The organism is Duganella sp. Root198D2, from assembly GCF_001428585.1.
Taxonomy (GTDB): Bacteria; Pseudomonadota; Gammaproteobacteria; order Burkholderiales; family Burkholderiaceae_D; genus Rugamonas.
Map to the genome: position 1 here is coordinate 361,467 of NZ_LMIC01000002.1, position 25,666 is coordinate 387,132.

General features: G+C 62.6%; 28 protein-coding genes. 12 read left to right on the plus strand and 16 right to left on the minus strand.

The window, feature by feature from the left end; genetic code table 11:
* Window positions 1–9: 9 nt before the first annotated feature.
* The 3 genes from ASE26_RS30435 to ASE26_RS04425 are packed head-to-tail and all read right to left on the minus strand — an operon-like array spanning window position 10 to window position 3,972.
* Entirely contained in the window at window positions 10–1,512 is a 1,503-nt protein-coding gene (locus ASE26_RS30435) for a CoA-acylating methylmalonate-semialdehyde dehydrogenase (RefSeq protein WP_055932930.1), read from the minus strand.
* Between the two features lie 15 nt (window positions 1,513–1,527).
* Window positions 1,528–2,643 carry an alanine dehydrogenase gene (gene ald, locus ASE26_RS30440; protein WP_055932927.1) on the minus strand — a complete coding sequence of 372 codons (1,116 nt, stop codon included), beginning with the start codon at window positions 2,641–2,643 and terminating at the stop codon, window positions 1,528–1,530.
* A gap of 12 nt (window positions 2,644–2,655) precedes the next feature.
* Window positions 2,656–3,972: an aspartate aminotransferase family protein gene (locus ASE26_RS04425; protein ID WP_055932924.1), complete on the minus strand. Its 1,317-nt coding sequence runs from the start codon at window positions 3,970–3,972 to the stop codon at window positions 2,656–2,658.
* A 163-nt stretch (window positions 3,973–4,135) separates the two neighbouring features.
* Here ASE26_RS04425 and ASE26_RS04430 point away from each other — a divergent pair, with 163 nt between their 5' ends.
* Together ASE26_RS04430 and ASE26_RS04435 are read left to right on the plus strand one after the other, a co-directional pair.
* The gene (locus ASE26_RS04430; RefSeq protein WP_057245664.1) at window positions 4,136–5,590 is read left to right on the plus strand and encodes a PLP-dependent aminotransferase family protein; all 1,455 of its coding nucleotides are present in this window, start codon (window positions 4,136–4,138) and stop codon (window positions 5,588–5,590) included.
* The gene (locus ASE26_RS04435; RefSeq protein ID WP_055932918.1) at window positions 5,577–6,230 is read left to right on the plus strand and encodes a TetR/AcrR family transcriptional regulator; all 654 of its coding nucleotides are present in this window, start codon (window positions 5,577–5,579) and stop codon (window positions 6,228–6,230) included. Before ASE26_RS04430 ends, ASE26_RS04435 begins: the two co-directional genes overlap by 14 nt.
* On the opposite strand, the gene ASE26_RS04440 is transcribed toward ASE26_RS04435, so the two are convergent.
* Genes ASE26_RS04440 through ASE26_RS04450 form a run of 3 tightly spaced genes read right to left on the minus strand, consistent with a single transcriptional unit; the run spans window position 6,211 to window position 7,603 of the window.
* A complete protein-coding gene (locus ASE26_RS04440; RefSeq protein WP_055932915.1) occupies window positions 6,211–6,783 on the minus strand; it encodes a diguanylate cyclase domain-containing protein in 573 nt (190 codons plus the stop codon). The genes ASE26_RS04435 and ASE26_RS04440 overlap by 20 nt on opposite strands.
* 14 nt (window positions 6,784–6,797) lie before the next feature.
* A complete protein-coding gene (locus ASE26_RS04445) occupies window positions 6,798–7,232 on the minus strand; it encodes a nuclear transport factor 2 family protein (protein ID WP_055932912.1) in 435 nt (144 codons plus the stop codon).
* The gene (locus ASE26_RS04450; RefSeq protein WP_055932909.1) at window positions 7,232–7,603 is read right to left on the minus strand and encodes a VOC family protein; all 372 of its coding nucleotides are present in this window, start codon (window positions 7,601–7,603) and stop codon (window positions 7,232–7,234) included. The genes ASE26_RS04445 and ASE26_RS04450 overlap by 1 nt, the downstream gene beginning before the upstream one ends.
* Before the next feature lie 117 nt (window positions 7,604–7,720).
* On the opposite strand from ASE26_RS04450, the gene ASE26_RS04455 reads away from it, so the two are divergent.
* From ASE26_RS04455 to ASE26_RS04485, 7 genes are all read left to right on the plus strand, one after another.
* The gene (locus ASE26_RS04455) at window positions 7,721–8,272 is read left to right on the plus strand and encodes a GNAT family N-acetyltransferase (RefSeq protein ID WP_057245665.1); all 552 of its coding nucleotides are present in this window, start codon (window positions 7,721–7,723) and stop codon (window positions 8,270–8,272) included.
* 113 nt (window positions 8,273–8,385) lie between these two features.
* Window positions 8,386–8,628, plus strand: a complete 243-nt coding sequence (locus tag ASE26_RS04460) for a hypothetical protein (RefSeq protein WP_156398042.1) — start codon at window positions 8,386–8,388, stop codon at window positions 8,626–8,628.
* Window positions 8,621–9,517, plus strand: coding sequence for a sensor histidine kinase (locus ASE26_RS04465; protein ID WP_055932901.1), 897 nt, complete (start codon window positions 8,621–8,623; stop codon window positions 9,515–9,517). The genes ASE26_RS04460 and ASE26_RS04465 overlap by 8 nt, the downstream gene beginning before the upstream one ends.
* 3 nt (window positions 9,518–9,520) lie before the next feature.
* On the plus strand, window positions 9,521–10,309 hold the full coding sequence (locus ASE26_RS04470) for a LytTR family DNA-binding domain-containing protein (RefSeq protein ID WP_055932898.1): 789 nt from the start codon (window positions 9,521–9,523) through the stop codon (window positions 10,307–10,309).
* A 78-nt stretch (window positions 10,310–10,387) separates the two neighbouring features.
* Window positions 10,388–10,813: a VOC family protein gene (locus ASE26_RS04475; protein ID WP_057245666.1), complete on the plus strand. Its 426-nt coding sequence runs from the start codon at window positions 10,388–10,390 to the stop codon at window positions 10,811–10,813.
* Window positions 10,813–11,214, plus strand: a complete 402-nt coding sequence (locus tag ASE26_RS04480) for a VOC family protein (protein ID WP_057245667.1) — start codon at window positions 10,813–10,815, stop codon at window positions 11,212–11,214. The genes ASE26_RS04475 and ASE26_RS04480 overlap by 1 nt, the downstream gene beginning before the upstream one ends.
* The gene (locus tag ASE26_RS04485; RefSeq protein ID WP_055932888.1) at window positions 11,211–11,591 is read left to right on the plus strand and encodes an SgcJ/EcaC family oxidoreductase; all 381 of its coding nucleotides are present in this window, start codon (window positions 11,211–11,213) and stop codon (window positions 11,589–11,591) included. The genes ASE26_RS04480 and ASE26_RS04485 overlap by 4 nt, the downstream gene beginning before the upstream one ends.
* Here the strand turns inward: ASE26_RS04485 and ASE26_RS04490 are convergent.
* From ASE26_RS04490 to xapA, 7 genes are all read right to left on the minus strand, one after another.
* The gene (locus tag ASE26_RS04490) at window positions 11,584–12,798 is read right to left on the minus strand and encodes a nucleoside deaminase (protein WP_055932885.1); all 1,215 of its coding nucleotides are present in this window, start codon (window positions 12,796–12,798) and stop codon (window positions 11,584–11,586) included. The genes ASE26_RS04485 and ASE26_RS04490 overlap by 8 nt on opposite strands.
* Window positions 12,799–12,803: 5 nt before the next feature.
* Window positions 12,804–13,208: a cytidine deaminase gene (locus ASE26_RS04495; protein WP_055932884.1), complete on the minus strand. Its 405-nt coding sequence runs from the start codon at window positions 13,206–13,208 to the stop codon at window positions 12,804–12,806.
* An 80-nt stretch (window positions 13,209–13,288) separates the two neighbouring features.
* The gene (gene deoA / locus ASE26_RS04500) at window positions 13,289–14,611 is read right to left on the minus strand and encodes a thymidine phosphorylase (protein ID WP_055932881.1); all 1,323 of its coding nucleotides are present in this window, start codon (window positions 14,609–14,611) and stop codon (window positions 13,289–13,291) included.
* 54 nt (window positions 14,612–14,665) lie between these two features.
* On the minus strand, window positions 14,666–17,053 hold the full coding sequence (locus ASE26_RS04505; protein ID WP_373922083.1) for an aldehyde dehydrogenase family protein: 2,388 nt from the start codon (window positions 17,051–17,053) through the stop codon (window positions 14,666–14,668).
* A gap of 12 nt (window positions 17,054–17,065) precedes the next feature.
* Entirely contained in the window at window positions 17,066–18,028 is a 963-nt protein-coding gene (deoC, locus tag ASE26_RS04510; RefSeq protein WP_055932875.1) for a deoxyribose-phosphate aldolase, read from the minus strand.
* A complete protein-coding gene (locus ASE26_RS04515) occupies window positions 18,025–19,218 on the minus strand; it encodes a phosphopentomutase (protein ID WP_055932872.1) in 1,194 nt (397 codons plus the stop codon). Before ASE26_RS04515 ends, deoC begins: the two co-directional genes overlap by 4 nt.
* Before the next feature lie 113 nt (window positions 19,219–19,331).
* The gene (xapA, locus tag ASE26_RS04520) at window positions 19,332–20,171 is read right to left on the minus strand and encodes a xanthosine phosphorylase (protein WP_055932869.1); all 840 of its coding nucleotides are present in this window, start codon (window positions 20,169–20,171) and stop codon (window positions 19,332–19,334) included.
* 221 nt (window positions 20,172–20,392) lie between these two features.
* Here xapA and ASE26_RS04525 point away from each other — a divergent pair, with 221 nt between their 5' ends.
* Genes ASE26_RS04525 through ASE26_RS04535 form a run of 3 tightly spaced genes read left to right on the plus strand, consistent with a single transcriptional unit; the run spans window position 20,393 to window position 23,310 of the window.
* Window positions 20,393–21,493, plus strand: a complete 1,101-nt coding sequence (locus ASE26_RS04525; RefSeq protein WP_055932866.1) for a carbohydrate kinase — start codon at window positions 20,393–20,395, stop codon at window positions 21,491–21,493.
* A gap of 3 nt (window positions 21,494–21,496) precedes the next feature.
* Window positions 21,497–22,423 (plus strand): pseudouridine-5'-phosphate glycosidase, encoded by a 927-nt coding sequence (locus ASE26_RS04530; RefSeq protein ID WP_055932863.1) that lies wholly within the window; start codon window positions 21,497–21,499, stop codon window positions 22,421–22,423.
* Window positions 22,408–23,310, plus strand: a complete 903-nt coding sequence (locus ASE26_RS04535; protein WP_055932860.1) for a LysR family transcriptional regulator — start codon at window positions 22,408–22,410, stop codon at window positions 23,308–23,310. Before ASE26_RS04530 ends, ASE26_RS04535 begins: the two co-directional genes overlap by 16 nt.
* On the opposite strand, the gene pcp is transcribed toward ASE26_RS04535, so the two are convergent.
* The 3 genes from pcp to ASE26_RS04550 are packed head-to-tail and all read right to left on the minus strand — an operon-like array spanning window position 23,307 to window position 25,590.
* Entirely contained in the window at window positions 23,307–23,951 is a 645-nt protein-coding gene (pcp, locus tag ASE26_RS04540; protein WP_057245668.1) for a pyroglutamyl-peptidase I, read from the minus strand. The two genes, ASE26_RS04535 and pcp, sit on opposite strands and share 4 nt — an antisense overlap.
* Window positions 23,948–24,898: a DUF979 domain-containing protein gene (locus ASE26_RS04545; protein WP_057245669.1), complete on the minus strand. Its 951-nt coding sequence runs from the start codon at window positions 24,896–24,898 to the stop codon at window positions 23,948–23,950. Before ASE26_RS04545 ends, pcp begins: the two co-directional genes overlap by 4 nt.
* The gene (locus ASE26_RS04550; protein ID WP_057245670.1) at window positions 24,895–25,590 is read right to left on the minus strand and encodes a DUF969 domain-containing protein; all 696 of its coding nucleotides are present in this window, start codon (window positions 25,588–25,590) and stop codon (window positions 24,895–24,897) included. Before ASE26_RS04550 ends, ASE26_RS04545 begins: the two co-directional genes overlap by 4 nt.
* Window positions 25,591–25,666 lie beyond the last annotated feature (76 nt).

Consider the following 25,666-nt stretch of genomic DNA (forward strand, 5'->3'; position numbering starts at 1 on the left):
GTTCCATCCTCACTTCATCTGTGGGAAAGCAAACTGTGCGCCAGCACTTGCGGTATTTGGCCAGCGCTCCATCACGGCCTTGTGGCGGGTATAGAAACGCACACCTTCCGGACCATAGGCATGGTGGTCGCCAAACATGCTGCGCTTCCACCCGCCGAAACTATTGAACGCCATCGGCACCGGCAGCGGCACGTTGACGCCTACCATGCCGACCTGGATCTGGCGCACGAATTCGCGCGCCACGCCGCCGTCGCGCGTGAAGACCGCGACGCCGTTGCCGTACTCGTTCCTGTTGATCAGCTCTACCGCCGTCGCAACGTCCGGCAGGCGCACCATGCACAGCACGGGGCCGAAGATCTCCTCCTTGTAGATGGACATGTCGGTCGTGACGTGGTCGAACAGCGTGCCGCCGATGAAGAAGCCGTTCGGGCGGTCGGCGACCTGGTAATTGCGGCCATCGACCACCAGGGTCGCCCCCTGCTCCACACCCTCGCCGATCAACCGTTCGATGCGCTGCTTGGCGGCCGACGTAACGACCGGCCCCATTTCGGCATCCGACGCCATGCCGTCGCGCACTTTCAGTGCAGCAGTGCGCTCTTTCAGTGCGCCCAGCAGCTTGTCGCCCGCATCGCCGATTGCCGCGACCACCGAGATTGCCATGCAGCGCTCTCCTGCCGAACCGAAGGCGGCCCCCATCAGGGCGTCGGCGGCCATGTCCATATCGGCGTCCGGCATCACCACCATATGATTCTTTGCCCCGCCCAGCGCCTGCAAACGCTTGCCATGCTGCGAGCCACGCGAGTAGATATATTCCGCAATCGGCGTCGAGCCGACGAAACTCACCGCCTGGATTACCGGATGGTCGAGCAGCGCATCAACCGCCACCTTATCGCCCTGCACGACGTTGAACACGCCGTCCGGCAGGCCGGCTTCCTTCAGCAGGCGTGCATGCAGCAGCGATGGCGAAGGATCGCGCTCGGAAGGCTTGAGGATGAAGGTGTTGCCGCAGGCGATAGCGATGGGGAACATCCACATCGGCACCATCACCGGGAAGTTGAACGGCGTAATGCCCGCCACCACACCGAGCGGCATACGCATCGACCAGGCGTCAATGCCGCGCGCGATCTGGTCGGTGTATTCGCCCTTCATCATCTGCGGGATGCCGACCGCGAATTCCACCATCTCAATACCACGCGCCACTTCGCCCTTGGCATCCGCGAACGTCTTGCCGTGTTCGCGGGTCAGCATGGCGGCGAATTCCTCGGTGTGCTGGTGGCACAGTTCGAGGAATTTGAACAGCACGCGCGCGCGGGTCAGCGGCGGCGTGTTCGACCAGGCGGGGAAAGCCGCTTCCGCAGCGCGCACCGCGGCATCCACTTCCTGCGCAGTGCCGAGCGCCACGCGTGCGACCGGCTCGCCCAGCGCTGGATTGAAGACATCGCCATAGCGCCCGCCGGCCGTGTCGACCTTCGCGCCATTGATAAAGTGGGTAATAGTATCGAGATTGCTCATTTCAAGCCCTGAGGATTAAGCCAGCAGAGATTCCGCCGGCACGTAGGTATAGCCAAGGTCGTGCGCCACCGCTTCATAAGTGACGTGTCCCTGGCAGACATTGAGTCCATTGCGCAGGTGCGGGTTGGCCTTCATGGCCTTGGACCAGCCCTTGTCGGCCAGCGCGACGGCATGACCGATAGTGGCGTTATTCAGCGCAAAGGTGGAAGTGCGGGCAACGGCTCCCGGCATATTGGCGACGCAGTAGTGCACTACGCCGTCGACGATGAAGGTCGGGCTTTCGTGCGTGGTGGCGTGCGAGGTTTCGAAGCAGCCGCCCTGGTCGATGGCGACGTCCACCACCACCGAGCCCTGCTTCATGCGCGACACCATGCTGCGCGTGACCAGCTTCGGCGCCGCGGCGCCGGGCACCAGCACGCCGCCGATCACCAGGTCGGCATCGGTCACGGCATCATCGATGGTGTGGGCGTTGGAAAACATGGTCTGGATGCGGTTGCCGAACACCAGGTCAAGCTGGCGCAGGCGGTCGACGTTCTTGTCCAGCACCGTGACGCGGGCACCCATGCCGACTGCAATCTGCAGCGCATTGGTGCCGACCACGCCGGCGCCGATAACCACCACATGGCCCGGCGCCACGCCGGGCACGCCGCCCAGCAGCAGCCCCATGCCGCCTTTGGATTTTTCAAGATGGGCAGCGCCAGCCTGGATCGACATGCGCCCTGCCACTTCGCTCATCGGCGCCAGCAGCGGCAAGCCGCCGTTTGCGCCGGTGATGGTTTCATACGCGATGCAGACGGCGCCGGATTTCACCAGCGCCCTGGTCTGCTCTGGATCGGGAGCCAGGTGCAGGTAGGTGTAAAGAATCTGGTTCTCTCGCAGCATCGCGCATTCCTGCGGCTGCGGCTCTTTCACTTTGACGATCATTTCCGCCTTGGCGAAGATTTCCTCCGCGGTCGGGATGATCGTGGCGCCGGAGCCCACATACATTTCGTCGGTCAGACCGATTGCAGCGCCCGCGTTGTGTTGCACCAGGACCTGGTGCCCGCGGAGTGTCAGTTCCTTTACGCTGGCCGGGGTAAGGCCAACGCGCGATTCCTGATTCTTGATTTCCTTCGGTACGCCTACCAACATGGTTCGTCTCCTCTAGTCTAGGTCCTTCAACACCTTTCCAAGCTTCCCGAACAATTCGTCGATGTGCTTCTTCTCAAAGGTGAGTGGTGGCGACAACGCGATGATGTCGCCGGTGGTGCGGATCAACAGCCCATCCGCGAAAGCTTTCTTGAACGCCGCGTACGCGCGCGCTCCGGGTGCACCTGCGCGCGGCGCCAGCTCGATGCCCGCCACCAGGCCAATGGTGCGAATGTCGATCACATGCGGCAGGCCTTTCAGCGAATGCACCGCATCTTCCCAGTAGGGCTGGATTTCCTTGGCGTGGTCCAGCAGCTTCTGTTCCTTGAATACTTCCAGCGTGGCCAGCGATGCTGCGCAGGCCACCGGGTGGCCGGTGTAGGTATAGCCGTGGAACAGTTCAATGCCGGCCGGCGCTTCCATGAAGGCGTCGTGGATGAACTTCTTGCTGAACACCGCGCCCATCGGGATGGTGCCGTTGGTCAGGCCTTTGGCGGCGGTCATCATGTCCGGCTCGACGTCGAAATAGTCGGTGGCGAACGGCGTGGTCAGGCGGCCAAAGCCGGTGATCACTTCATCGAAGATCAGCAGGATGCCGTGCTTGGTGCACAGTTCACGCAGGCGTTTCAGGTAGCCTTTCGGCGGCACCAGCACGCCGGTAGAACCAGCCACCGGCTCCACGATCACGGCGGCAATGGTGGAAGCGTCGTGCAGCGCGACGATGCGCTCCAGTTCATCGGCCAGGTGGGTGCCGTATTCCGGCTCGCCGCGCGTGAAGGCGTTCTTTTCAAGGTTATGGGTATGCGGCAGGTGGTCCACCCCTGGCAGCAGCGTGCCGTAAGGCTTGCGGTTGCCGGCAATGCCGCCGACCGAGATGCCGCCGAAGCCGACACCGTGGTAGGCGCGCTCGCGGCCGATCAGGCGGGTGCGGGATGCTTCGCCGCGCGCCTTGTGGTAGGCCAGCGCGATCTTCAGCGCCGTGTCCACCGCTTCGGAGCCGGAGTTGGTGTAGAACACGTGGCCGAAGCGATGGTTGGTATATTCCATCAGTTTTTCGGCGAGGTCGAAGGCGGCCGGGTGGCCCATCTGGAAGGTTGGTGCAAAGTCGAGCTGGCCGACCATCTCGCTGACCGCCGCCACGATTTTCGGCTGCCGGTGGCCGCACGGTACGCACCACAGGCCGGCGGTGCCGTCCAATATCTGGTTGCCGTCGACGTCCTTGTAATACACACCTTCCGCCGAAACCAGCAGGCGCGGATTGGCCTTGAAGTCTCGGTTGTTCGTGAACGGCATCCAGAAAGATGCCAGGGACTGCGGCCGGGCTTCGTTCATTGCTATCTCCCTTGGTGGGTTTTTTACGACGCTCAAAAAACTTTACCAGTTGGCAAAATCATGATGCAATAATAGACAGCAAGTTAACTATGGCACATATACACACACGCGGAAACGTTCCAACCGTACAGGTAGCAAAAACAGTACAGTTTTAGAGGCCCGAATGGACGATAGCGCAAACCCAAACTCCGCATGGCCCGTGCTTTCCATCGAGCGCGCGAAGAAGGGCAGCCTGGTTGAACAGATCGTGGACGCCATCAGCGCCATGGTGGCCAGCCGCGAGCTGCGCCTTGGCACGAAGATGCCCTCCGTCAGGCAATTCGCGAAGTGTAATGGCATCAGTACCTTTACAGTTGTGGAGGCTTACGACCGCCTGGTCACGCTCGGACTGTTGTCGTCACGCCGCGGTTCCGGCTATTTTGTTGCTCGCCACGACGTCCCGGCCCTGCTGCCGCCGGCGGCCATGTTCGCCACGCCCGCCGCCGTCGATGCCCTGACCCCGGAACTGTATTCCGGCGCCTCCGAAGCGCTGCCGGTCGGCGCCGGCTGGCTGCCGCCCGAATGGTATGGCGAGGACACCATCCTCGACGCCGTGCGCCACGCCATGCGCATTCCCGCCAACCGGCTGCGCGGCTACGGCCATCCGCTCGGTTTCCCCGGCCTGCGGCAATACATGGCGTCCACCTTAAGCGGCGAATTGTTCGCCGTCGAAGCGGAGCAGATCCTGCTCACGCACGGCGCCACCCATGCCTTCGACCTGATCCTGCGCACCTTGACCAAGCCGGGCGACACCGTCTTCGTGGAAGACCCGGTGTACAGCAACCTGCTGTCGCTGATCCGCCACCACGGTTGCCACGCCATCGGCATCCCGCGCGACGAGCATGGCCTGGACATGGACTTCCTCGCGGCGCAAGCACGCGAGAGCCAGCCCAAGCTCATGTTCGTCAATACCGTGCTGCAAAACCCGCTCGGCACCAGCCTGACGCAGGCGCAGGCGCACCGCCTGCTTGGATTTGCCGAGCAGTTCGACTTCTGGCTGGTGGAAGACGACATCTACCGCGAACTCACCGCGCGCGGCGAAGCCTCGCTGGCCGCGATGGATGGCTTGCGGCGCGTGATCCGCGTCGGCAGTTTTTCCAAGACGCTGTCGCCGGTTCTGCGTGTCGGCTCAATCTGCGCCTCCGCTTCCCTGCTGCCGGAACTGGTGCGCGTGAAGATGCTGGCCGGCCTCACCACGTCGGAAGTCAATGAACGCGCCGCCTACCACGCCATCACAGCGCGGCCCTACAAGCGCATGGTGGAAAAGCTGGTGGCGCAACTGACTGAAGGTCGCGAGCGCACCATCGACCTGCTTGCCTTGGCTGGCATGGCGCCGATCGCCAGGCCGCGCGGCGGCATGTTTGTCAGCGCCGGCTGGCAGCAAGCACCGACGCCGGAATGCAACGGCAAGCTGCTCGCCGACCAGGCACTGAAGTCCGGCATCCTGCTCGCGCCGGGTGAATTCTTCCAGCTGCGGCAACCGGCCTCGATCTGGTTCCGCTTCAACGTTGCGTATTCGGACAGCCCACAACTGCGGAACTTCCTGCAGTCCATGAGGAGGGAACATGGCATCAGCTAAACTGCGCCGCGTGATCAACCGCGACCGCCTGGAGGCGGAGATCGCTGCCGAAGCGGTGCGCGTATTCGCCGAATCGGGTTATGAAGGCGCCTCTGTCGCCACCATCGCCGAAAACGTCGGCCTCTCCAAGCAGAACCTGATGTACTACTTCTCCACCAAGCAGGCGCTCTACCAGCGCGTGCTGGACGACGTACTGGACGAGTGGCTGGCGCGCATGGCCAATATCGCAGAGCCTGACGGCGAGCCGGCCGAGGTGCTGCGTGCGTACATCAAGGCCAAGCTGGATTTCTCGCGCGAGCATCCATGCGGATCGCGCGTCTACGCTATGGAAGTGATCAGCGGCGCGCCCCTGTACGGTGGTCAGATTCGCGAACGCGTGGTGCCGCTGGTGCGCAAGGATATCGAAGTCTTCGAACGCTGGATCGCCCAAGGCCGCATCGCCCCGGTCAACGCCACCCACCTGCTGTTTGCCATCTGGGCCATGACCCAGTCATATGCCGACTTTGCCGCACAGATGCAGCTGGTGCTTGGCGCCGGCCAGTTGACCGGCACCGACTTCGCCGAAGCGGAAGAAACCATCACCAGGCTGGTCATAGCGTCCCTGGTGCCGGCGAATCCACTTATTCCTGGCTTTGAATGATGGAGCGGCGCGCAGCAACGCTCAGGATCACGCCGAATTCGTCGCCACCCAGCCGCGCCAGAACGTCGCCCTCGCGGCATTCCCGGGCCAGCCGCCGGGCGATTTCCATCGTCACGTCGCGCTGTTGCGGACGCACGCGCGCCGCCATCACGCCCACGCGGCCGCTGCGCGCAATCGCATCGTCGACGCGAACACGCAACTGCTCGTAGAACCAAGAACGGTTCGGCAGCCCCGTCGCGGGGTCCTGCGTCACCTTGCGCTGCAGCGTTTGCGCGCCTTCTTGCGAAGCATGGAACATCAGCGCGGCGGTCATATCGGCAACTGCCTGGCCCACCGGCACTTCGTCCTCATCGAAAGGACGCGGGTCACGCCACGCCAGCTTCAGTACACCGCCTGCCTGCTCGCCAATCAGCAGCGGCAGGATCGCCATCGAGCGCAGGCCGACCCGGCGGCAGGCCTCGCGATTCACCCGTTCGTCGACTTCGGAATCAGTGCACGTGGCAGCCCTGCGCGACGTCAGCACAAGACCTGACGAGCTGCCTTTGATCTGCATGCGCCGGTCAAGTCTTACTCCTGTACTGGCGTAATCTGCACGCTGGCGACGCGCCACTTTCCTTCCTTGCGCAGGTAGACGTCAACATAGCGGTAATGGCTGCCGAATGGCTTGCCGTCATAGCTGCCGGTCATGCGCGTGCGGCCGCTCACCAGCGCCACGTCGCCGTAGAAGCGGATATCCATGTCTTCCACGCCATAGGGATTGATCACCAGCTTGGCCGACATGATCGCATCGAGGAAGGCTGCCTTGTCGGCCACATCGCCGCGCGCGCTGATCTGGCGGAAATCTTCCGCCATGTTTTCAGCAATGGCAGCGCGGTCCTTGCTGATGATGGCTTTGTCCCAGGCGTCGGCCTGCCGCGCCAGTTCTTCGGATGGCGTCACAGCGCAGGCATTCGCGGCAGCCAGTGCCAGTACTGCCGTGATTATCGTTAAACGGATCTTCATCAGATATGCTGGTCAATCAGGATAGGATTGCCGTCGGGGTCGACAGCGATGATGTAGGCCGGGCCGGTGGTCGATTCGTCGGCACGCGCGGCCAGCATCACCCCGTTCTCTTCAAGCTGGCGTTGCAGCTGGCGCACATCGGTATAGCCTGGCACCAGTTGGGCGTTGCTATCCCAGCCCGGGTTGAAGGTCAGCGTATTCTTCTCGATCATGCCCTGGAACAGGCCGATCACCTGTTCGCCATTCTTCATGATCAGCCAGTTTTGCTCGATGTTGCCGCCAAAATCCTGGAAGCCGAACTTCGCGTAAAACTCGCGCGAAGCACGTATGTCTTTGACGTTCAGGCTAAGGGAAAATACACCGAGTTGCATGCCGAATTCCTCCGATCGCTTGGGTCTTGGCAATCTAACATCACCCCACGACATCGGCAAGACCTGCCAAAGTTGCTTCCTTGTTAAAATGTCCAAAAACCCCGGAGTTCGCCTTCCATGCCAGCCTTTGCGCCTTTCACCCTGGCCACCCAGCGCCTGCAACTGCGCGCCCTGAGCGCCGCCGACGTGCCAGCACTGTACCGCATGTATTCCGACCCGGACGCCATGCGCTATTGGAGCAGCGCGCCCTGGGACAGGCTGCAACAGGCAGAGGACTATCTCGCCGCCGCGCAGGCAGGGTACGACAGTGGCGACCTGCTGCGCATGGGCATGGAGGTGGACGGCGAGCTGGCGGGGATTATCAATCTGTACAGCTTCAACCGCCAGAACCGACGCTGCGACATCGGTTACATGCTGGACCGTGCGTTCTGGGGCAAGGGCTATATGCGGGAAGCCATGGCCAGCGTGATCGACTACGCCTTCCGGGTGCTGGATTTGCACCGCATCGAGGCCGACATCGACCCGCGCAACGCGGCCTCGGCCAGGCTATTGAAAAGCTTGCACTTCGTGCATGAAGGCCATATGCGCGAGCGCTGGATCATCAATGGAGAGATCTGCGACACGGACTTTTTCGGCCTGCTGGGTTCCGATTGGCAGGCCGCGCGCTAGCCGTTCATCGCACGCCAGAGCAAATCAGCCGCCCCGCAGTGCAGTTCGTCGGATGCGGCTCCACTGTTGCCAGGCGCAGCGGTACAGTTGCATCATCGAAACGCAAGGAGGAAATGATGAAAACGATTAACAAAAGCGCCAAGGAAACCGTGAAAGAAGTGTGGCAAGCCTTTGTCGGCATCGGCCGCCACTTCGTGCGTACGCTGGACCATATGTCCTGGCCTGCCATCGTCGGCATGTGCGTCGTGATTGCGCTGTTCCTGACCATCCTGCCACTGGTCATCACCCTGTTCGTCGGCGTGCTGATCGCCAAGCTGGCCATCAACCTCTTCGGAGACAAGAAACAGCATGGGTAACCGGACCCGCAGCGTGCTCTCCTTTGTCGGGGAGATTGGCGACACAGCCAGCAGCCTGTGGTGGGACTTCTTCGACTGGCTGGCGCAGGTGCCTTTGCGCCAGCTGGTAGTGACGTGGATGCTCGCCTTCCTGCTGGGACTGACGCCCGTGCTGCATCCGAAACAGGTAGCCTTCTTCATCATCGGCTCGGCCGGACTGAAGATCCTCGCCGGCGGCAAGCGCAAGGCGGAAATCGAAGCACGCAAGTCGGCTGCGCAAGCCGGCAATGAAAGCCTGGAGCGGCGCCTGGTGGAAGCCCAGATGTCGGCCCTGCAGGCGCAAGTCGAACCGCACTTCCTGTTCAACACCCTGGCCCTGATCGGCCAGCTGATCGAAACCGACCCGCCGCAAGCGGCCAAGATCCACACCCACCTGATCGAATACCTGCGCGCCACCCTGCCCCAGATGCGCTCGCGCGGCAACGGCACGCTGGGGCGCCAGATCCAGATGGCGCATTCCTACCTGGCCATCATGCAGGCGCGCATGAAGTCACGCTTGTCGGTATCGATCGACGTGCCACAGGAACTGGAAAGCGCTACGTTCCCGCCAATGATGCTGCAGATCCTGATCGAAAATTCGATCAAGCACGGCCTGGAACCGAAAGTGGAAGGCGGCCGCATCGACATTCGCGCCAGCGTGAACGGCAGCGTACTGCAACTGGACGTGCAGGATGACGGCGTCGGCTTCAACGCTTATGCCGGCGATGGCGTCGGCCTGACCAATGTGCGCGAACGCCTGAAGCTGATGTATGGCACCCGCGCCCAGTTGCTGATCGAACAGCCGATGGACGGCGGATGCCGCGCCTCGATCTGCATTCCGTTTGCACCGGATATTTTCGCCAAGCCCTGAACCATGAGCAACCAGCCTAAAGCCACGGCCATCATCGCCGACGATGAAGAACCAATGCGCGACATGCTGCGCAAGCGCCTGCATGAAGCCTGGCCCGAGCTGGAAATCGTGGCCGAAGCGGCCAACGGCATCGAAGCGATTGCGCTGGCCGGCCAGCACCAGCCCGACATCGTCTTTCTCGATATCCGCATGCCCGGCCTGACCGGCATCGAGGCAGCACGCATGCTGTTCAACCGTTGCCACATCGTCTTCATCACTGCCTACGATCAATATGCGATTGAAGCCTTCGAACAAGGTGCGCTGGATTACCTGCTCAAGCCGGTCAACCTGGAGCGCCTGAAAACAGCCTGCGAGCGCTTGCAGGCGCGGCTTGGCAAGACGCCCAACAATATCGAACGCCAACTGAGCCAGCTCTTGCAGCAAAGCGGCCGCGGCCCGGCCAGCGGAGCCGGTCCCGCCCAGCCCGAGTTCCTGCATTGGATCCAGGCCCAGGTTGGCAACAGCCTGCGCATGATCTCGACCAGGGAAGTGTTGTTCTTTCGCGCCGATGAAAAATATACGCGGGTGCAAACAGCACAGGGCGAATTCCTGATCCGCAAGACCTTGAAGGAACTGGAAGATGAGCTGGACCCGAACGAGTTCTGGCGCATCCACCGCTCCACCCTGGTACGCGTCGATGCGATTGCCGAAGTAACGCGCGACTTGCGCGGCCGGCAGATGGTCCGCGTGCGCAACTCCACCGAAGAACTCGAAGTCAGCCGCGGCAACACCCATTTATTCCAGCAAATGTAGGTCGCCCGCGCTTGCTTGCCCCCTGTACGGTGCTAGTCTATATTGAGCTGACCATGCCGTGATTACAGGGAGAGAGCGATGACGATTCCAAAGGCCACGCGCGCGACCATCATACCTTGCCTGCGTTACCGCGACGCTCCGGCCGCCATCGATTGGCTGTGTAAAACGTTGGGCTTCAAGGCCACGCTTGTGGTCCCCAACGAAGACGGCACCATCGCCCATGCCCAGCTTTCCTATGGCAATGGCATGGTCATGCTAAGCTCCATCTTTGACACCGACTATGGCCGTCTACTGAAGCAGCCCGCCCAGCTGGGGATGGCTGTCACCCAATCTGCCTACCTGGTCGTCAACGACGCCGACGAAGTGCACGCTCGCTGCGTGCAAGCCGGGGCGCCAATCGAGATGCCCTTGCAGGATGAAGATTACGGCGGCCGTGGATTTACCTGTCGAGATCCCGAAGGGCATATCTGGAGCATAGGCACTTATGACCCTTGGGAGCACTGATGGGACGCACAGTTCACTTTGAGATCCAGGCTAGCGAGCCACAAGCCCTGATCGATTTTTACGGCAAGATGTTCGACTGGAGCTTTTCCAAATGGGAGGGCGGCGAGTACTGGCTGGTCGGCACCGGTGAAGTCGGTGCGCCCGGCATCAATGGCGGCCTGCTGCCGCGCCGCGGACCTCGCCCGGAGGAAGGCGCCTCAGTCAATGCCTTCGTCTGCACCGTCGACGTGGAAGACCTCGACAAATCCATTTCCCTGCTGAAGGAACTCAAGGGCACGGTCGCCGTGCCGCGCATGCCGGTACCGGGCGTCGGCTGGCTGGCCTACACCAAGGATCCAGACGGCAATCTTTTCGGCATGATGCAGAATGACGCCAGCGCCTCATTCGAGGGGGGTGAATGAGCGATGAACAGGCAATCCGCGACCTGGTCGCGGAATGGACCCGTGCCACCCTCGCCGCGGAAGTCGACCGTATTCTCCCGCTCATGACGGAAGACGTGGAATTCTACGTGCCTGGCCAGCCCGTCATGCGCGGCCGCGCCGCATTCGAAAAAGGCGTGCGCGCCGTGCTGGCATCGCATCGTGTCGAATCGCACGCCGATGTGCAGCAGGTTGAAGTCAGCGGCGACCTCGCGTATTGCACTACGCACCTGCGTGTGGCAATTACGCAACTGGCAGGCGGCGAAACCGTGCTTAAGGAAGGTAATGTACTGTCGGTGTATCGCAGGAACGCCGCCGGCAAATGGCAGTTGGCGCGCGACGCGAATATGCTTAGCTGATCGCGGCGACCAGGGCGGCATCCGCCACCTGGGTCGGGCGAATCCTGATCAGGTTGCGGTATAGCGGAGGCAGGTGGCTGCACAGCTCGTGCAGCGCCTGCTCCGGCATTGCCGGGCGCACGTACTGGAACTGCGCCGGATTGTTGTGCGGCAGCGCGCCTTCCATCGTCGAGCCATAGGCGCCGAGCGTCATGAAGCTCAGCGCGCTTTCATCGGGGCCCACGGCAAATACGAACGTCCCGTCTTTCGGATGTCCCAGGTAGTGGCGCACCTCCGCCTGCGTCGCCGCATCGGCGCCTTCCATCAACTTGTAGCGCAGCTGTGCGTACGCCCGCGTGCATTCCATGAAGGCGGTGCGGATAGTCGAAGCCTGCAGGCGGCCGTGGCAGCACAGCAGCAGGTTGCCGAAGGAATCGAGCAGCGCCACGGCATCGCCCTTGCCGCCTTGCGCCTTGTCGCGTGCCATGGCTTGCTGCAGGTATGGCGCCAGGCCGGCATCCGGCATGCGCGCTTTGCAGCGGTAAGTCAGCGCATCCGGGAAAGTCCGCTTCAGCGCACGCACGATGAAGTGGTCTTCGGCAAGCGTTGCCGGGTCCATCAACTCCACTTGCGGCGGGTCGATATTAAACAGGTCCATCACGTTGGCCGAGGTGGCCTCGAACACCAGCGAGCATAAGGCTTGCGTTGGTTCGGCGATGGTTTTCCCGATGAAGAATGGCTTCGGCGAGGCCCCTGCCCCACGCCGTGCATAAGACGAGGTGCCCAGCACTGCAGGATAGGCAAAGGTACGTTCGGCCTGTGGGCGCAAAGCCACCGGCAGCGATGGATAGAAGGCGGAACCGTTGTAGTTGATGCCGGCCTTGCTGTCCGGTGCCGCAACCACCACGTTGAAGCCTGCCGCCAGGATGGCTCCCGTGCACATGCAGCACGGGTCGAGCGAAGTCACAATGGTGATTTCCTCTGGCGGCGGCAGCTCGTGGCCTTTGGCGCGTTCGGCGAAGTACCAGTCGATCAACTGGCGCTCGCCGTGCGCAGTGGGGTCGTAAATCAGGCCGTGCTTGATGACGTTGTTATGCAGCGCCTTGAGCACGGTGCCGCTGGCGTCCAGCATCACACCGCCTACGCCGAAGGTGCCCTGGGTCTTGGCTGCAATGGCTTCAGACGCCGCGATGGCGACGGCTGTCTGGACGTCGATGGCCTTCTTCACGCGTGTTACTTCTTCAAATCCCAGCCGCCAAAGGCTTCCGGGAGCAGTTCAGCTGCGGTGGTTTCGCGGACGCCGCCTTTCAGGTTGGCCAGCACGACCGGCAACTGGTTGCCGCCCAATTCCAGCGTGACCTGGCGGCAGGCGCCGCAAGGAGCGATAGGGTTGTCCGTGTCGCCGACAACAGCCAGCTTGTCGAAGTCACCGGGCTGGTAGCCTTGCGCGACTGCGCTGAAGAAGGCGGTGCGCTCGGCACAGTTGCACAGGCCATAGCTGGCATTTTCCACATTACAGCCGTGGAAGACTTTGCCGTCCTTCGCCAGCAGCGCGGCGCCGACCTTGAAGTTGGAATACGGCGTGTAGGCTTTCAGGCGCGCAGCCTTGGCCTCTTCGATCAGTTTTTCGTTGTTCATGTGCACTCCGAAACCGGTAAAGCGGTGCTCGCCGGCCAGTGGCGTGTCAGACCCTGCGGGTCTGACACTGGTTTACCGGTTTAAGGGCGAATAGTACGATAAACGATAGGGTTCGCCGCCGGCGCCGCATCCGCAATCGTGTACGCCGCCTGCACCTCACGCACAGCCTGTTCCGCAGCGGCTTGGGTACGCGCATGCACCATTGCCATAGGCTGGCCCGCCTGCAGCGGCTGCCCCAGTTCCACCAGGTCAGTCAAACCAACAGCAAAGTCAATCGCGTCGGTCGGTCGGCGGCGGCCGCCGCCCAGCGACACCACAGCCAGACCAATATCGCGACAAACGGTCGAAGCAGCGTAACCAGTGCGCGGCGCAGGCACCGGCACCACGATCGGCGCCTTCTCCAGGTGCTTGTCCATGTTCTCCACCAGGTCGGCCGGGCCGCCCAATGCCTTGACCATGCGGGAGAAGCGCTCGGCAGCCTCTCCGGAATCCAGCGCGTGCTGCAGCTTGGCGCGCGCATCGGCTTCATTGGCAGCCAGCTTGCCCAGCACCAGCATCTCGGCGCACAGCGACATGGTGACTTCGTGCAGGCGTGCAGGGCGGAATTTGCCGGTCAGGTAGTCAATCGCGCCGCGCACTTCCAGCGCATTGCCTGCCCATGGGGACAGCGATTCGTTCATATCGGTCAGCAGGGCCGAAGTCAGCGTACCCGCGCCATTGCCCACCTTGACGATCGATTCAGCCAGTTCGACCGACTTCTCGTAGGTCGGCATGAAAGCGCCGGAGCCGGCTTTCACGTCCATTGCCAGCACATCCAGGCCGGCGGCCAGTTTCTTGGACAGGATGGAGCCGGTGATCATCGCCACCGATTCCACGGTGGCGGTGACGTCGCGGATCGAGTAGAAGCGCTTGTCCGACGGTGCCAGCGACGCGGTCTGGCCGATGATGGCCACGCCGACGTCTTTCACCACTTCACGGAACTTGTCGTTGGTCGGGACGGTGGAGTAGCCTGGGATGGAGTCGAACTTGTCCAGCGTACCGCCGGTGTGGCCCAGGCCGCGGCCGGAGATCATCGGCACGAAGCCGCCGCAGGCAGCGATCATCGGGCCAAGCATCAGGGACACCACGTCGCCCACGCCGCCGGTGGAGTGCTTGTCCATCACCGGACCTGGCAGGTTCAGGGATTTCCAGTCCAGCACTTCGCCGGAATCGCGCATGGCCAGGGTGAACGCCACGCGCTCGTCCATGCTCATGTCGTTGAAGAATACCGCCATTGCCAGCGCGGCGATCTGGCCTTCGCTGACGCTGTTGTCGGTGATGCCTTTGACGAAGAATTGGATCTCTTCTTTCGACAGCACACCGCCGTCGCGTTTTTTACGGATGATTTCCTGGGGGAGGAACATATTTCTATCTCTTTAGTTACGAAGGGCTGCGTCTGCAGCCCTTTTTTGTTTTTATCAGACGCCGTAAGGAATCCAGATGTTTTTCACTTGCGAAGCATGCGCCAGCACAACGCGGCCGCCACACTGCGCGGTCGAGAACCAGTCACGGCCCTTGGCACCGCCAGTCCAGGTGCGCTTCAGCGAACCAGCGGACAGCTTCTCGACTTCCGCGCAACCGGCTGCGGAACCATCGTGGCGCCACACGGCGTCAACGTCGGCGTGCGAAGCCAGGGTACGCGCCAGTTCGTCCGCCGAACCGGTGACGATGTTCACCACGCCGCCCGGCAGGTCGGAGGTATCGAAGACCTGGTACAAATCGGTCGCCGACAATGGATACGCTTCCGAAGGCACAGCCACCACGCGGTTGCCCACGGCGATAGCCGGGGCCACCAGTGAGACGAAGCCCAGCAGCGGGTTCTCGTTCGGGCAAACAACGCCGATCACGCCAATCGCTTCGTTCAATGCCACGGTGATGCCGTGCATTGGCGGCTGGTGCGCCAGGCCGTCGTACTTGTCAGCCCAGGCCGCCCAGTAGAACAGGCGCTCGATGGAAGCTTGCACTTCCTTCTCGGCGTTCTTGGTGCCGGTCTGCGCAGCAATACGTTCTGCGAATTCGGCGCCGCGCGCAGCCAGGTTTTCAGCGATGTAGTACAGCACTTGTGCGCGGTTGTGCGCAGTGGCTTTGGTCCAGCCGGTCGCCTTGTGCGCAGCTTCTACCGCGTTGCGGATATCCTTGCGGTTGCCTTCGCCCACTTCGCCGAGGAACTTGCCGTCGGCGCCGTGGATGGCGCGCGAGTAGGCGCCGTCAGGGCGGGCCTGCTTGCCGCCGATGTACAGCTTGGCGGTACGGTCGACTGCGAACGGGTCGGTCGACGGAACGTGCTCGGTATCCGGCTTGGCAGGCTTCTTGAACGATGGCGCGGCCGGACGTGCATCTTCCGACACCGGCACCAGGTACTCGAACATGCCTTCACGGCCGCCTTCACGGCCGTAGCCCGATTCCTTGTAGCCGCCGAAGCCGCAAGCAGCGTCGAACTGGTTGGCGGTGTTGATCCACACCACGCCGGCCTTGATAGCTGGCGCCACGTCCAGCGCCAGCGAGATGTTCTCGGTCCATACGCAGGAAGCCAGGCCATACACGGTGTTGTTGGCCAGTTGTACCGCTTCGGCAGGCGTGCGGAAGCTCATTGCCACCAGCACCGGGCCGAAGATTTCAGCCTGCGCCACGGCGGCGGAAGTCGACGCACCGGTGATCAGGGTCGGCGGGAACCACGAACCGCTGGCCGGTACTTCGCAGCCGGCTGGCTGGTATACCTCGCAGCCTTCGGCACGTGCGGATTCCACCAGGCCGGCAATACGCTGCTGCTGGATCGGATCGACCAGGGCGCCGATATCCATCGACTTGTCCAGCGGGGAACCCAGGCGCAGGTTGTCCATGCGCGCTTTCAGCTTCTTCAGGAAGCGGTCCTGCACGGATTCCTGCACCAGCAAGCGGGAGCCGGCGCAGCAAACCTGGCCCTGGTTGAACCAGATCGAATCGACCAGGCCTTCTACCGCAGCATCCAGGTCAGCGTCTTCGAACACGATGAACGGCGACTTGCCGCCCAGTTCCAGCGACAGCTTCTTGCCGGTGCCGGCGGTGGCTTCGCGGATGATGCGGCCAACTTCGGTGGAACCGGTGAAGGCCAGCTTGTCGATGCCTTGATGGCCGACGATGGCTTCGCCAGTGCGTCCGTCGCCGGTCACGATGTTCACGACACCAGCCGGTACGCCGGCTTGCTGGCAGATCTCGGCGAACAGCATCGCAGTCAGCGGCGTGAATTCAGCCGGCTTGAAGACGATGGTGTTACCGGCAGCCAGCGCAGGAGCGATCTTCCATGCCAGCATCAGCAGCGGGAAGTTCCAAGGCACGATCTGGCCGACCACGCCGACGGCGCGGTGGCCCGGGAATTCTTCGTCCAGCAGTTGCGCCCAGCCAGCGTGGTAGTAGAAGTGGCGTGCGACCAGTGGCAGGTCGGCGTCGCGGGTTTCGCGGATGGTCTTGCCGTTGTCCAGGGTTTCCAGTACGGCGAACAGGCGCGCATGCTTTTGCATCAGGCGTGCGATGGCGTACATGATCTTGGCGCGGCCGTGGCCGCCCAGTGCCTGCCAGCCCGGCAGCGCCTTGCGCGCCGCGGTGACTGCGCGCGCCACGTCGACGGCGGTCGCCTGGGTCAGTTCGGCCAGCTGCGAACCGTCAGCCGGGTTGTAGCTGGCGAAGGTTTCGCCTGGCGAAGTCCATTCGTTGTCGATAAACAGGCCGAACTTGCGGGAGCGCTGCTCCAGCCACGCTTGCGCTTCTTTCTGGCTTTCTGGTGCAGGGCCGTAGTCCATGGTGTTGAGGATCTCGTTAATAGTTGGCATGGCGGTGTCTTCTTATGGTTGCGCGTGGCGATGGGCGGCGGAGTAGGCGCCGGTCACATGGTGCTCCAGCTGGCGCTCGATGTCGGTCAGCAGGGACGATGCGCCGATACGGAACAGGTGCGGCTCGAGCCACTCGTTGCCCAGTTCTTCCTTCATCACGGTCATATATTGCAGCGCGGTCTTGGCGCTGCCTACGCCGCCTGCCGGCTTGTAGCCCACCTTGAAGCCGGTGCGCTCGTAGTATTCACGGATTGCGCGAACCATCACCAGCGATACCGGAATGGTGGCGTTGACGCCTTCCTTGCCGGTCGAGGTCTTGATGAAGTCGGCGCCTGCCATCATGCAGACCCACGAAGCCTTCGCCACGTTTTCCAGCGTCACCAGGTCGCCGGTAGCCAGGATGGCCTTCACGTGGGCTTCGCCGCAAGCCTTGCGGTAAGCCAGCATTTCATCGTACAGCGCTTGCCAGTTGCCGGTCAGGACGTGCTGGCGGGTGATGACGATGTCGATCTCTTTCGCGCCTGCGGCGACGGACAGTTCAACTTCGCGCACCTTGGTTTCCATGCTGGTCAGGCCGGCCGGGAAGCCGGTCGACACTGCAGCGATAGGCAGGCGGCCTTTCAGCACAGCGTCGGCGTGCTGGATCATCTCGTGGTACACGCAGACGGCGCCGGTCATCAGCTTGCGCTCTTGCAGGCCCAGTGCTTCCACCAGGTCCTGGCGCAGCGGACGCATGGCCTTCATGCACAGGCGCTCAACGCGGCCCGGGGTGTCGTCGCCGGCCAGGGTGGTCAGGTCGATCAGTTCGATCGCCTTTACCAGCCAGGCAGCCTGGTACTCTTTCTTCACGCTGCGGCGGTTCGCCAGCGATGCGGCGCGGCGATCCGCGGCGGCCTTGTTCACGTGGATGTGATTCAGCCAGCCCAGGTCGAGGCCAATCGCCTCGTTGCGCTTGAAGTCAGGGGTCATAGTCATAGCAGGTTGGTTCCGTTGGAAAGAGGTTTCACGCCGAGGTGATGCGCGATGGTCTGGCCGATGTCGGAGAAAGTTTCCGAGATGCCGAGCGACTGCGGCTTGACGCCAGGGCCGAAGAACAGCACAGGAATATGTTCGCGGGTATGGTCGGAGCCCGGTGCGGTCGGGTCGCAGCCGTGGTCGGCAGTGATCACGCACAGGTCGCCGTCCTTCAGGTTGGCGATGAATTCCGGCAGGCGTGCATCCATTTCGTGCAGCGCATTCGAATAGCCCGCCACGTCGCGGCGGTGGCCGAAGTGCATGTCGAAGTCGACGAAATTGACGAAGGTCAGCGACTTGTCGCCCGCTTCGCGCTGGGCTTCCAGCAGCTTGTCGAACAGCGCCATATTGTCCGGTCCTTTCAGGACGCGGCTCACGCCTTGGGCGGCGTAGATATCGCTGATCTTGCCCAGTGCGATCACCTCGCCGCCGTCGTCCTTCACGTGGTCCAGCAGGGTTGGCGCGCTTGGCGGCACGGCGTAATCGTGGCGGTTGGCGGTGCGCTTGTAGTCGCGGTTGGCGCCGACGAATGGACGGGCGATGATGCGGCCGATGTTGTACGGTTTGACCAGTTCGTAGGCCTTCTCGCACATGTCGTACAGGCGCTCCAGGCCGAAATGTTCTTCGTGGCATGCGATCTGCAGCACGGAGTCGGCGGAGGTGTACAGGATAGGCTTGCCGGTCGCGACATGCTCGTCGCCCAGGTCATTGATGATGGTGGTACCCGAGGCGTGGCAGTTGCCCAGGAAGCCCGGCACGCCGGTCAGTTCCTGCAGCTTGTCGGTCAGCTCTTGCGGGAACGACGGTACTTCTTTCGGGAAGTAGCCCCAGTCGAACAGCACCGGCACGCCGGCGATTTCCCAATGGCCGGACTGGGTGTCCTTGCCGGTCGATTGTTCGCGTGCCGCGCCGTAGGCGCCGGTAAAACCGTCGCGCTTTTCGAAGCCGGCGGCCCACTGGCCAGACGCGGTATGCGCGGCGGCAGCCAGGCCCAGGCCTTCCATGATTGGCAGGGACATCGGCTTGCCTTCGCTGGCCGCCCACTTGGCGATATGGCCGAAGGTGTTATAGGCCTGGTCGCCGTACTTATGGGCGTCCGGCGTTGCACCGAGGCCGAAGGAGTCTAACAACAGGATAAATGCGCGGGACATGGGATGCCTCTCAATTCAAACCCGAAAATCTGGGTCTGACCCAAGGGTCAGACCCGCTACGCGACGGCGACCGGTCGGGTCTGACCCTTGGGTCTGACCCAGGTTTACCGGTTTTAAGCCTTAGGCGCCTTCGCCACATTCTCCAGGAACGCCAGGATCAGCTTGATCAGCGATTCCGCGCCAACAGCGGCATACTTCAGCGTCTGCTCATGCGACAGCGGGAACGGCGACAGCCCTTCCGCCAGGTTGGTCACAACGGAAACGCCCACCACCTTCAAACCGCAATGGCGCGCCGACACAACTTCCGGCACCACCGACATGCCCACTACGTCGGCACCCAGGGTCTTGAACGCACGGATTTCCGCAGGCGTTTCAAAGTTCGGGCCCGGGTAAGCGATGTACACCCCTTCATGCAGGGTGATCGACTTGTCCGCAGCGGTCGACTGCAGCAGCTTGCGCAGGTCCGCATCGTAGGCATTGGCCATCGAGAAGAAACGAGGACCGAAACGCTCGTCGTTCGGGCCAACCATCGGGGTACCCGGCAGGAAGTTGATATGGTCGTTCAGCGCCACCAGCGAACCGGCGTCCACTTCAGGACGCAGCGAGCCCGCCGCATTGGTCACGAACAGCATTTCGCAGCCCAGCAGCTTGATGGTGCGCACAGCGGAAGTCATCACCGCAGGGCCGTAACCCTCGTAGAAGTGGCCGCGGCCTTTCAGGCAGACAACCTGCACACCAGCCAGCGTGCCCAGTACCAGCTGGCCGGCGTGGCCATGCACGGTGGAGATCGGGAAACCTGGCAGTTCGTCGAAGGAAATCGACACTGCATCGGTCATCTGTTCGGCCAGCACGCCCAGGCCGGAGCCCAGGATCATGGCAACGCGTGGCTGGAAATTGGCCGGCATGCGAGCACGGATGATGGCGGCTGCCTGGAATGGGGTATTGGAAGACATGGAGTTCCTCGTTTTTATATCTTTAGGTGAGCTGGCCAGAACAGGCCCTTGAACGTACCACGACACTATGCATCATCGTCTATATGTATGGCAAATACCATTTTTCTTTGCCATTTATATGCAGGCGCTATAAATATGGGTTTATTATAGGAACGCCTTCCGTTTGACATGTGACGGACAAATGTTTAGCATCGCAAACAAATGTTTATAGCGAGCTTTTCGTGACCGATCTCTCCCGCAAGGAACAGCTCTACGAGCTGATTCGGGCCAACCCCTTTATCTCCCAGCAAGAGCTGGCGGAGCAGCTCGCCCTGTCGCGCTCTGCGGTGGCAGGCCACATCGCCAGCCTGATCCGCGAGCGTAAACTGCTGGGCCGAGCCTATGTCCTGCGCAATGAACGCACCGTTCTGTGTATCGGTGCCGCCTGCCTCGACCGCAAACTGCGCCCGCACGCCCCGCTGCAAATGGCCACCTCGAATCCGGCTTGCGCTGAAGAAAGTTTTGGCGGCGTTGCAAGAAATATCGCGGCCAACCTGTCCCAGCTCGGCCTGCCCTGCTCCCTGCTGACGGCCCTGGGCGACGACTCCTCCGGCCGCGCGCTGCGCGCCCAGGCCGAAGCTTTCGGCATCGGCATGGAAGGCAGCCTCCAGGTCAACGGCATCGGCAGCGGCACCTACACCGCCGTGCTGGATGCCTCCGGCGAAATGGTGGTCGCACTGGCCGACATGGCGATCTTCGACCAGCTTACCCCGGGCTGGGTCGCCAGCCGCCAGCCGCAGCGCAATGCCGCCGGCATGGTGGTGGCCGACCTGAACCTGCCGATCGAATCCGTGGCCATGCTGATAGCCGATGCCCGCGCCTCCGGCGTGCCGCTGGTCGTGGTCGCGGTGTCGCAGCCGAAAATGGCGCGCCTGCCGAAGTCCCTGAGCGGCCTGTCTTTGCTGATCCTGAATCGCGGCGAACTGGAAACCCGCGCCGGCCGCCCCCTGCCGACCGAAGCCGACGTGCAGGCCGCCTGCCACGACCTGCAGGCCGACGGTGCGCGCGACATCGTCGTCACCTGCGGCGCCAGCGGCGTCTATCACACGCTGGGCCAGGCCCTGCACTGGCTGCCGGCGCACGACGCCAGGGTAGTCGACGTGACCGGCGCCGGCGATGCCTTCTCGGCCGCCGTCTGCTGGTCGCTGCTGCAAGAACCCGAACAACTGACCCTGGCCTGCGAGCGCGGACTGAAAGCCGCCTCCATCACGCTGGCCAGTCCACACACCGTGTCGCCCGAGTTGAGCGCAGACCTGCTCGCCACGGCGCATATCGAGGAGTAAACCATGCACCAATTCCTGTCCTTCTCTCCGGAAGTCGCCAACGCCCGCGCCACCGGCAAGCCGATCGTCGCGCTTGAGTCGACCATCATTTCGCACGGCATGCCATACCCGCAGAATGTGCAGACTGCACGCGAAGTGGAACAGATCATCCGCGACGCTGGCGCCGTGCCGGCCACCATCGCCATCATCGGCGGCAAGATCTGTGTCGGCCTGACCGAGGAACAGCTGGAAGAACTGGGCAACTCGCCGAACGCGATCAAGGTCTCGCGCCGCGACCTGCCTTATGTACTCTCGCAAGGCAGGCTGGGCGCCACCACCGTGGCTGCCACCATGATCTGCGCCCAGCTGGCCGGCATCAAGGTGTTTGTCACCGGCGGCATCGGCGGCGTGCACCGCGGCGCGGAAACCAGCATGGACATCTCGGCCGACCTGCAGGAACTGGCGCAGACCAATGTCGCCGTCGTATGCGCAGGCGTGAAGTCCATCCTCGACATCGGCCTGACGCTGGAATACCTGGAAACGCACGGCGTGCCGGTGGTATCCGTCGGCCAGCCCGGCTTCCCGGCCTTCTTTACCCGCGAAAGCGGCTTCAATGCCGACTTCCAGCTGGACACGGCCGCTGAGCAGGCATCCTTCATCGCCACCAAATGGGCCCTGGGCCTGGACGGCGGCGTGGTAGTCTCGGCACCGGTGCCGGTGGAAGAAGCCATGCCGAAAGATGAAATCGACGCCATTACCCTGCGCGCCCTGCAGGAAGCGCAAGACAACGGCGTCACCGGCAAGAAGGTAACCCCCTTCCTGCTGGCCCGCATCAAGACCCTTACCGAGGGTCGCAGCCTGAAAACAAATATCGCACTGGTGAAAAACAACGCACGCGTCGGCGCTGCCCTGGCACGTGAGCTGCAGGAGCATCCATGTCCATCGACCTGAAACAGTTAAAGTACTTCCTCGCCGTCGCCGAAGAGAAGAGCTTCAGCCGCGCGGCCGAACGCCTGCATATTTCGCAGCCGCCGCTTTCGCAGCAGATCATGAAGCTGGAGGCGGAGCTGGGCGTGAAGCTGTTCGCCCGTACCACCCGCACCTTTGAGCTGACTGTCGCCGGCAAGGCGCTGATGCAGGAGGCCTCGGACCTGCTGGCCAAAATGCGCATGACCATCGACACCGTGCGCCAGATCGACCGCGGCGAAGTAGGCCGGCTGCGCGTCGGCATCGTGGGCTCGGCGATGTGGGGGCCGATTCCGTCCATGCTGGAAGAATTCCAGAGCAAGTATCCGCGCGTGACCTGGACCATCCACGAATCGGGGCCGACGGTGCAGTACGACGCGCTGCGCGCCAAGCAGATCGACGTCGGCTTCTGGCGCGAGCCCAAGCTGGACGATGATGAGCTGCGGCGCGATAACCTGAGGCAGGAGCTGTGCTTCCGCGAGAATGTCTGCGTGGCGGTCAATGAACACCACCCGCTGGCGAAGATGGATGCGATCGAGCTGGCGGACATTGCGGACGATCCGATGCTGACGCTGGCACTGGACAAGTCGGCATTCCCGCGCTACCTGATCCAGTGCTGCGTGAACGCGGGCTTCCAGCCGGAGATTTTCCAGGAAGCGCACGAGCCGCAAACCTTGCTGGCCATGGTGGGCGCGGGCCTTGGCGTCACCCTGATGCCGGAGACGACGGCACGCATCGGCTGGCCTGGCGTGGTATTCCTGCCGATCCGCACCAACCCGCCATCGGCCAACCTGTACATCACCTACACCACGCTGGATGACGCGCCTGTCGTGCGCGCCTTCCTCAACATCCTGCGCCCGCCAGGCGGTTAATGCGTCGCGCCGGCGGCTATCGCAGCATCGCGCTCAACCGCCAGCGCAGTACGTATTGAAATACGCAGCCCTTCCGTCATCTGCTCCAGCGACATGCTGGCCGCACCGGGGTGGCGTGCAGCCTGCTCCGGAAGATAGGGAATATGGATGAAGCCTGCCTTCACGCCGCTGCGGCCGGACACGGCGTGCATCAAGCCGTAGAAAACGTGGTTGCAAACGAAAGTGCCGGCAGTCTGCGACACCGACGCCGGCAAGCCTGCCGCCCGCAACGCTGCGACAATCGCCTTGATCGGCAGCGTCGAAAAATACGCTGCCGGCCCGCCCCTCACGATCGGCTCATCCACCAGCTGCTGTTCGGCGTTATCCTTGATCGGCGCATCGTCGACATTGATTGCCACCCGTTCCACCGACAAGTCCACACGGCCGCCGGCCTGCCCGACCGCAATCACCAGTGCCGGCTGCAGTTCATCGATCAGCGCCGCCATGGCAGCATTCGCATCGCCAAACACGCAAGGCAACTGGCGCGCAACGACTCGGAAGCCGCGCTCACCCCAGCCATCCAGCGCGCGCACGGTTTCCCAAGCCGGATTGATAGGCTCTTTGTTAAAAGGCTCGAAGCCCGTCAGCAGAACAGTTTTCATAGCAAAAAGTACAGCAGAACGATATTTGCACCCAGCAGCGGCAAGGCTGTCGGCACCTGCGCCTTGATGACGGCATTACGGTCGGTCAAATCCAGCAGCGCAGTCGGAATGATGTTGAAGTTGGCCGCCATCGGCGTCATCAAGGTGCCGCAATAAGCGCTGAACATGCCGATCGCCGCCATCACAGCTGGATTGCCGCCAAATTTCGCCACCAGCACCGGCACGCCGACGCCGCCTGCCATCACCGGGAAGGCGGCAAAACCATTGCCCATCACGATCGTGAACAGCGCCATGCCGACACAATACACCGCAACGGCCACCAGCTTCGAATCAAGGCCAATATAGGTCGTCGTCACTTGCGCTACCGCCTTGCCTACGCCCGCCTCACTGAACAAAAGGCCCAGCACCGCCAGCATGTGCGGCAGGACGATCATCCAGCTCATGGCGTCTATCAGGCGGCGCGATTCCCGGCCAGCCTGCAGCGGCGTCGAACGCGTCATCCAGCAGGCTACGCCGACTGCAATCACCGCCGCACAACCAAGGCTGACCAGCGTAAGGTGTTTCGGGTCCAGCACGAACAGTTCCCCGACGCGCACATCTTTGAGCAGCGTGGAGCCGGCCATCGTCACTGCAGGAATGACCAGCGCTGGCACGAACAGCTTGTGCCCAAGCCGCACGGCACTGGCGCGGCGTGCATCGTCCGGCAGCACGTCCGGCTTGCCGCTCCTGACGCCGCCGAAACCTGCCAGCAGCGCCATCACGATCATTGCCAAACCCACGACCGCTGGCGGCAAGCGCTCCCCCACCAGGTAGGCCATCGCGTATAGCGTCCAGAACAAGCCCGTCGTCCAGCGCCGCGGATTCGTGCGGTCGCCAAAAGACATCAGTGCGACCAAAGCCAGCATGATGCCCAGGAAGTAATAGAAATACTCGACGCGGATAATCATGCGCGTGCTCCGGCGACCCGCGCCAGGTAGCGGTCCAGCCGGCGCAGCCGCCAGGCGTGGATGATGAAAGCACTGATGGCCGTCGGAATACCCCATAGCGCCATATGCAGCGGATCGACCTCGATGCCCTCCGCACGCAGCACGGTCTGCATCAGGACGATGGCACCGAAAGCGACAAAAATATCCTCCCCGAAGAACAGGCCTATATTGTCGGTGGCAGCGGCCATGGCGCGAACGTGCTGGCGTTGCTCGTCGCTGAGCGCAGGATTGCGAAGCTGGGCAGCACCTTCTGCCATCGGCGCCACGACCGGGCGCACCATATTCGGGTGGCCACCCAGTGAAGTCAGGCCCATTGCGGCCGACAGTTCACGGACCGCCAGATAAACTATCAGCAGCCTCCCCGCAGTTGCGGAACGCATGCGCGCTACGGCGGCCTGTGCGTGCTCGCGCAAACCGAAGCGCTCGAGCAAGCCGATCGCCGCCAGCGGCAACAAGTAGATCATCGGCAGGTTGCGCGTCTTGACGAAGGCAGTGCCAAGCGAAGCAAGCAAGGCCTCTACCGGCATGAAGGCAGCGAAGCCGGTAGTGAAGCAGGCGGCGACAACCACCAGCACAGGGTGCAGCCGCAGCAGGAATCCAAGCACAATCACGGCCACGCCAAGCAGCGGCCACATATTGACAGCAGTTTGCATCTCCCCTCCCCAAGGAAGGCCACATCTTACCCCAGCACGATCAAAAAAAACGCGCACCGAAGTGCGCGTCCTTGGG

Excerpts from the sequence above, each read along its gene's own strand:
- ASE26_RS30435 (WP_055932930.1), bottom strand. The coding sequence starts at position 1,512 with ATGAGCAATCTCGATACTATTACCCACTTTATCAATGGCGCGAAGGTC.
- ald (WP_055932927.1), bottom strand. The coding sequence starts at position 2,643 with ATGTTGGTAGGCGTACCGAAGGAAATCAAGAATCAGGAATCGCGCGTT.
- ASE26_RS04425 (WP_055932924.1), bottom strand. The coding sequence starts at position 3,972 with ATGAACGAAGCCCGGCCGCAGTCCCTGGCATCTTTCTGGATGCCGTTC.
- ASE26_RS04430 (WP_057245664.1), top strand. The coding sequence starts at position 4,136 with ATGGACGATAGCGCAAACCCAAACTCCGCATGGCCCGTGCTTTCCATC.
- ASE26_RS04435 (WP_055932918.1), top strand. The coding sequence starts at position 5,577 with ATGGCATCAGCTAAACTGCGCCGCGTGATCAACCGCGACCGCCTGGAG.
- ASE26_RS04440 (WP_055932915.1), bottom strand. The coding sequence starts at position 6,783 with ATGCAGATCAAAGGCAGCTCGTCAGGTCTTGTGCTGACGTCGCGCAGG.
- ASE26_RS04445 (WP_055932912.1), bottom strand. The coding sequence starts at position 7,232 with ATGAAGATCCGTTTAACGATAATCACGGCAGTACTGGCACTGGCTGCC.
- ASE26_RS04450 (WP_055932909.1), bottom strand. The coding sequence starts at position 7,603 with ATGCAACTCGGTGTATTTTCCCTTAGCCTGAACGTCAAAGACATACGT.
- ASE26_RS04455 (WP_057245665.1), top strand. The coding sequence starts at position 7,721 with ATGCCAGCCTTTGCGCCTTTCACCCTGGCCACCCAGCGCCTGCAACTG.
- ASE26_RS04460 (WP_156398042.1), top strand. The coding sequence starts at position 8,386 with ATGATGAAAACGATTAACAAAAGCGCCAAGGAAACCGTGAAAGAAGTG.
- ASE26_RS04465 (WP_055932901.1), top strand. The coding sequence starts at position 8,621 with ATGGGTAACCGGACCCGCAGCGTGCTCTCCTTTGTCGGGGAGATTGGC.
- ASE26_RS04470 (WP_055932898.1), top strand. The coding sequence starts at position 9,521 with ATGAGCAACCAGCCTAAAGCCACGGCCATCATCGCCGACGATGAAGAA.
- ASE26_RS04475 (WP_057245666.1), top strand. The coding sequence starts at position 10,388 with ATGACGATTCCAAAGGCCACGCGCGCGACCATCATACCTTGCCTGCGT.
- ASE26_RS04480 (WP_057245667.1), top strand. The coding sequence starts at position 10,813 with ATGGGACGCACAGTTCACTTTGAGATCCAGGCTAGCGAGCCACAAGCC.
- ASE26_RS04485 (WP_055932888.1), top strand. The coding sequence starts at position 11,211 with ATGAGCGATGAACAGGCAATCCGCGACCTGGTCGCGGAATGGACCCGT.
- ASE26_RS04495 (WP_055932884.1), bottom strand. The coding sequence starts at position 13,208 with ATGAACAACGAAAAACTGATCGAAGAGGCCAAGGCTGCGCGCCTGAAA.
- deoA (WP_055932881.1), bottom strand. The coding sequence starts at position 14,611 with ATGTTCCTCCCCCAGGAAATCATCCGTAAAAAACGCGACGGCGGTGTG.
- ASE26_RS04505 (WP_373922083.1), bottom strand. The coding sequence starts at position 17,053 with ATGCCAACTATTAACGAGATCCTCAACACCATGGACTACGGCCCTGCA.
- deoC (WP_055932875.1), bottom strand. The coding sequence starts at position 18,028 with ATGACTATGACCCCTGACTTCAAGCGCAACGAGGCGATTGGCCTCGAC.
- ASE26_RS04515 (WP_055932872.1), bottom strand. The coding sequence starts at position 19,218 with ATGTCCCGCGCATTTATCCTGTTGTTAGACTCCTTCGGCCTCGGTGCA.
- xapA (WP_055932869.1), bottom strand. The coding sequence starts at position 20,171 with ATGTCTTCCAATACCCCATTCCAGGCAGCCGCCATCATCCGTGCTCGC.
- ASE26_RS04530 (WP_055932863.1), top strand. The coding sequence starts at position 21,497 with ATGCACCAATTCCTGTCCTTCTCTCCGGAAGTCGCCAACGCCCGCGCC.
- ASE26_RS04535 (WP_055932860.1), top strand. The coding sequence starts at position 22,408 with ATGTCCATCGACCTGAAACAGTTAAAGTACTTCCTCGCCGTCGCCGAA.
- pcp (WP_057245668.1), bottom strand. The coding sequence starts at position 23,951 with ATGAAAACTGTTCTGCTGACGGGCTTCGAGCCTTTTAACAAAGAGCCT.
- ASE26_RS04545 (WP_057245669.1), bottom strand. The coding sequence starts at position 24,898 with ATGATTATCCGCGTCGAGTATTTCTATTACTTCCTGGGCATCATGCTG.
- ASE26_RS04550 (WP_057245670.1), bottom strand. The coding sequence starts at position 25,590 with ATGCAAACTGCTGTCAATATGTGGCCGCTGCTTGGCGTGGCCGTGATT.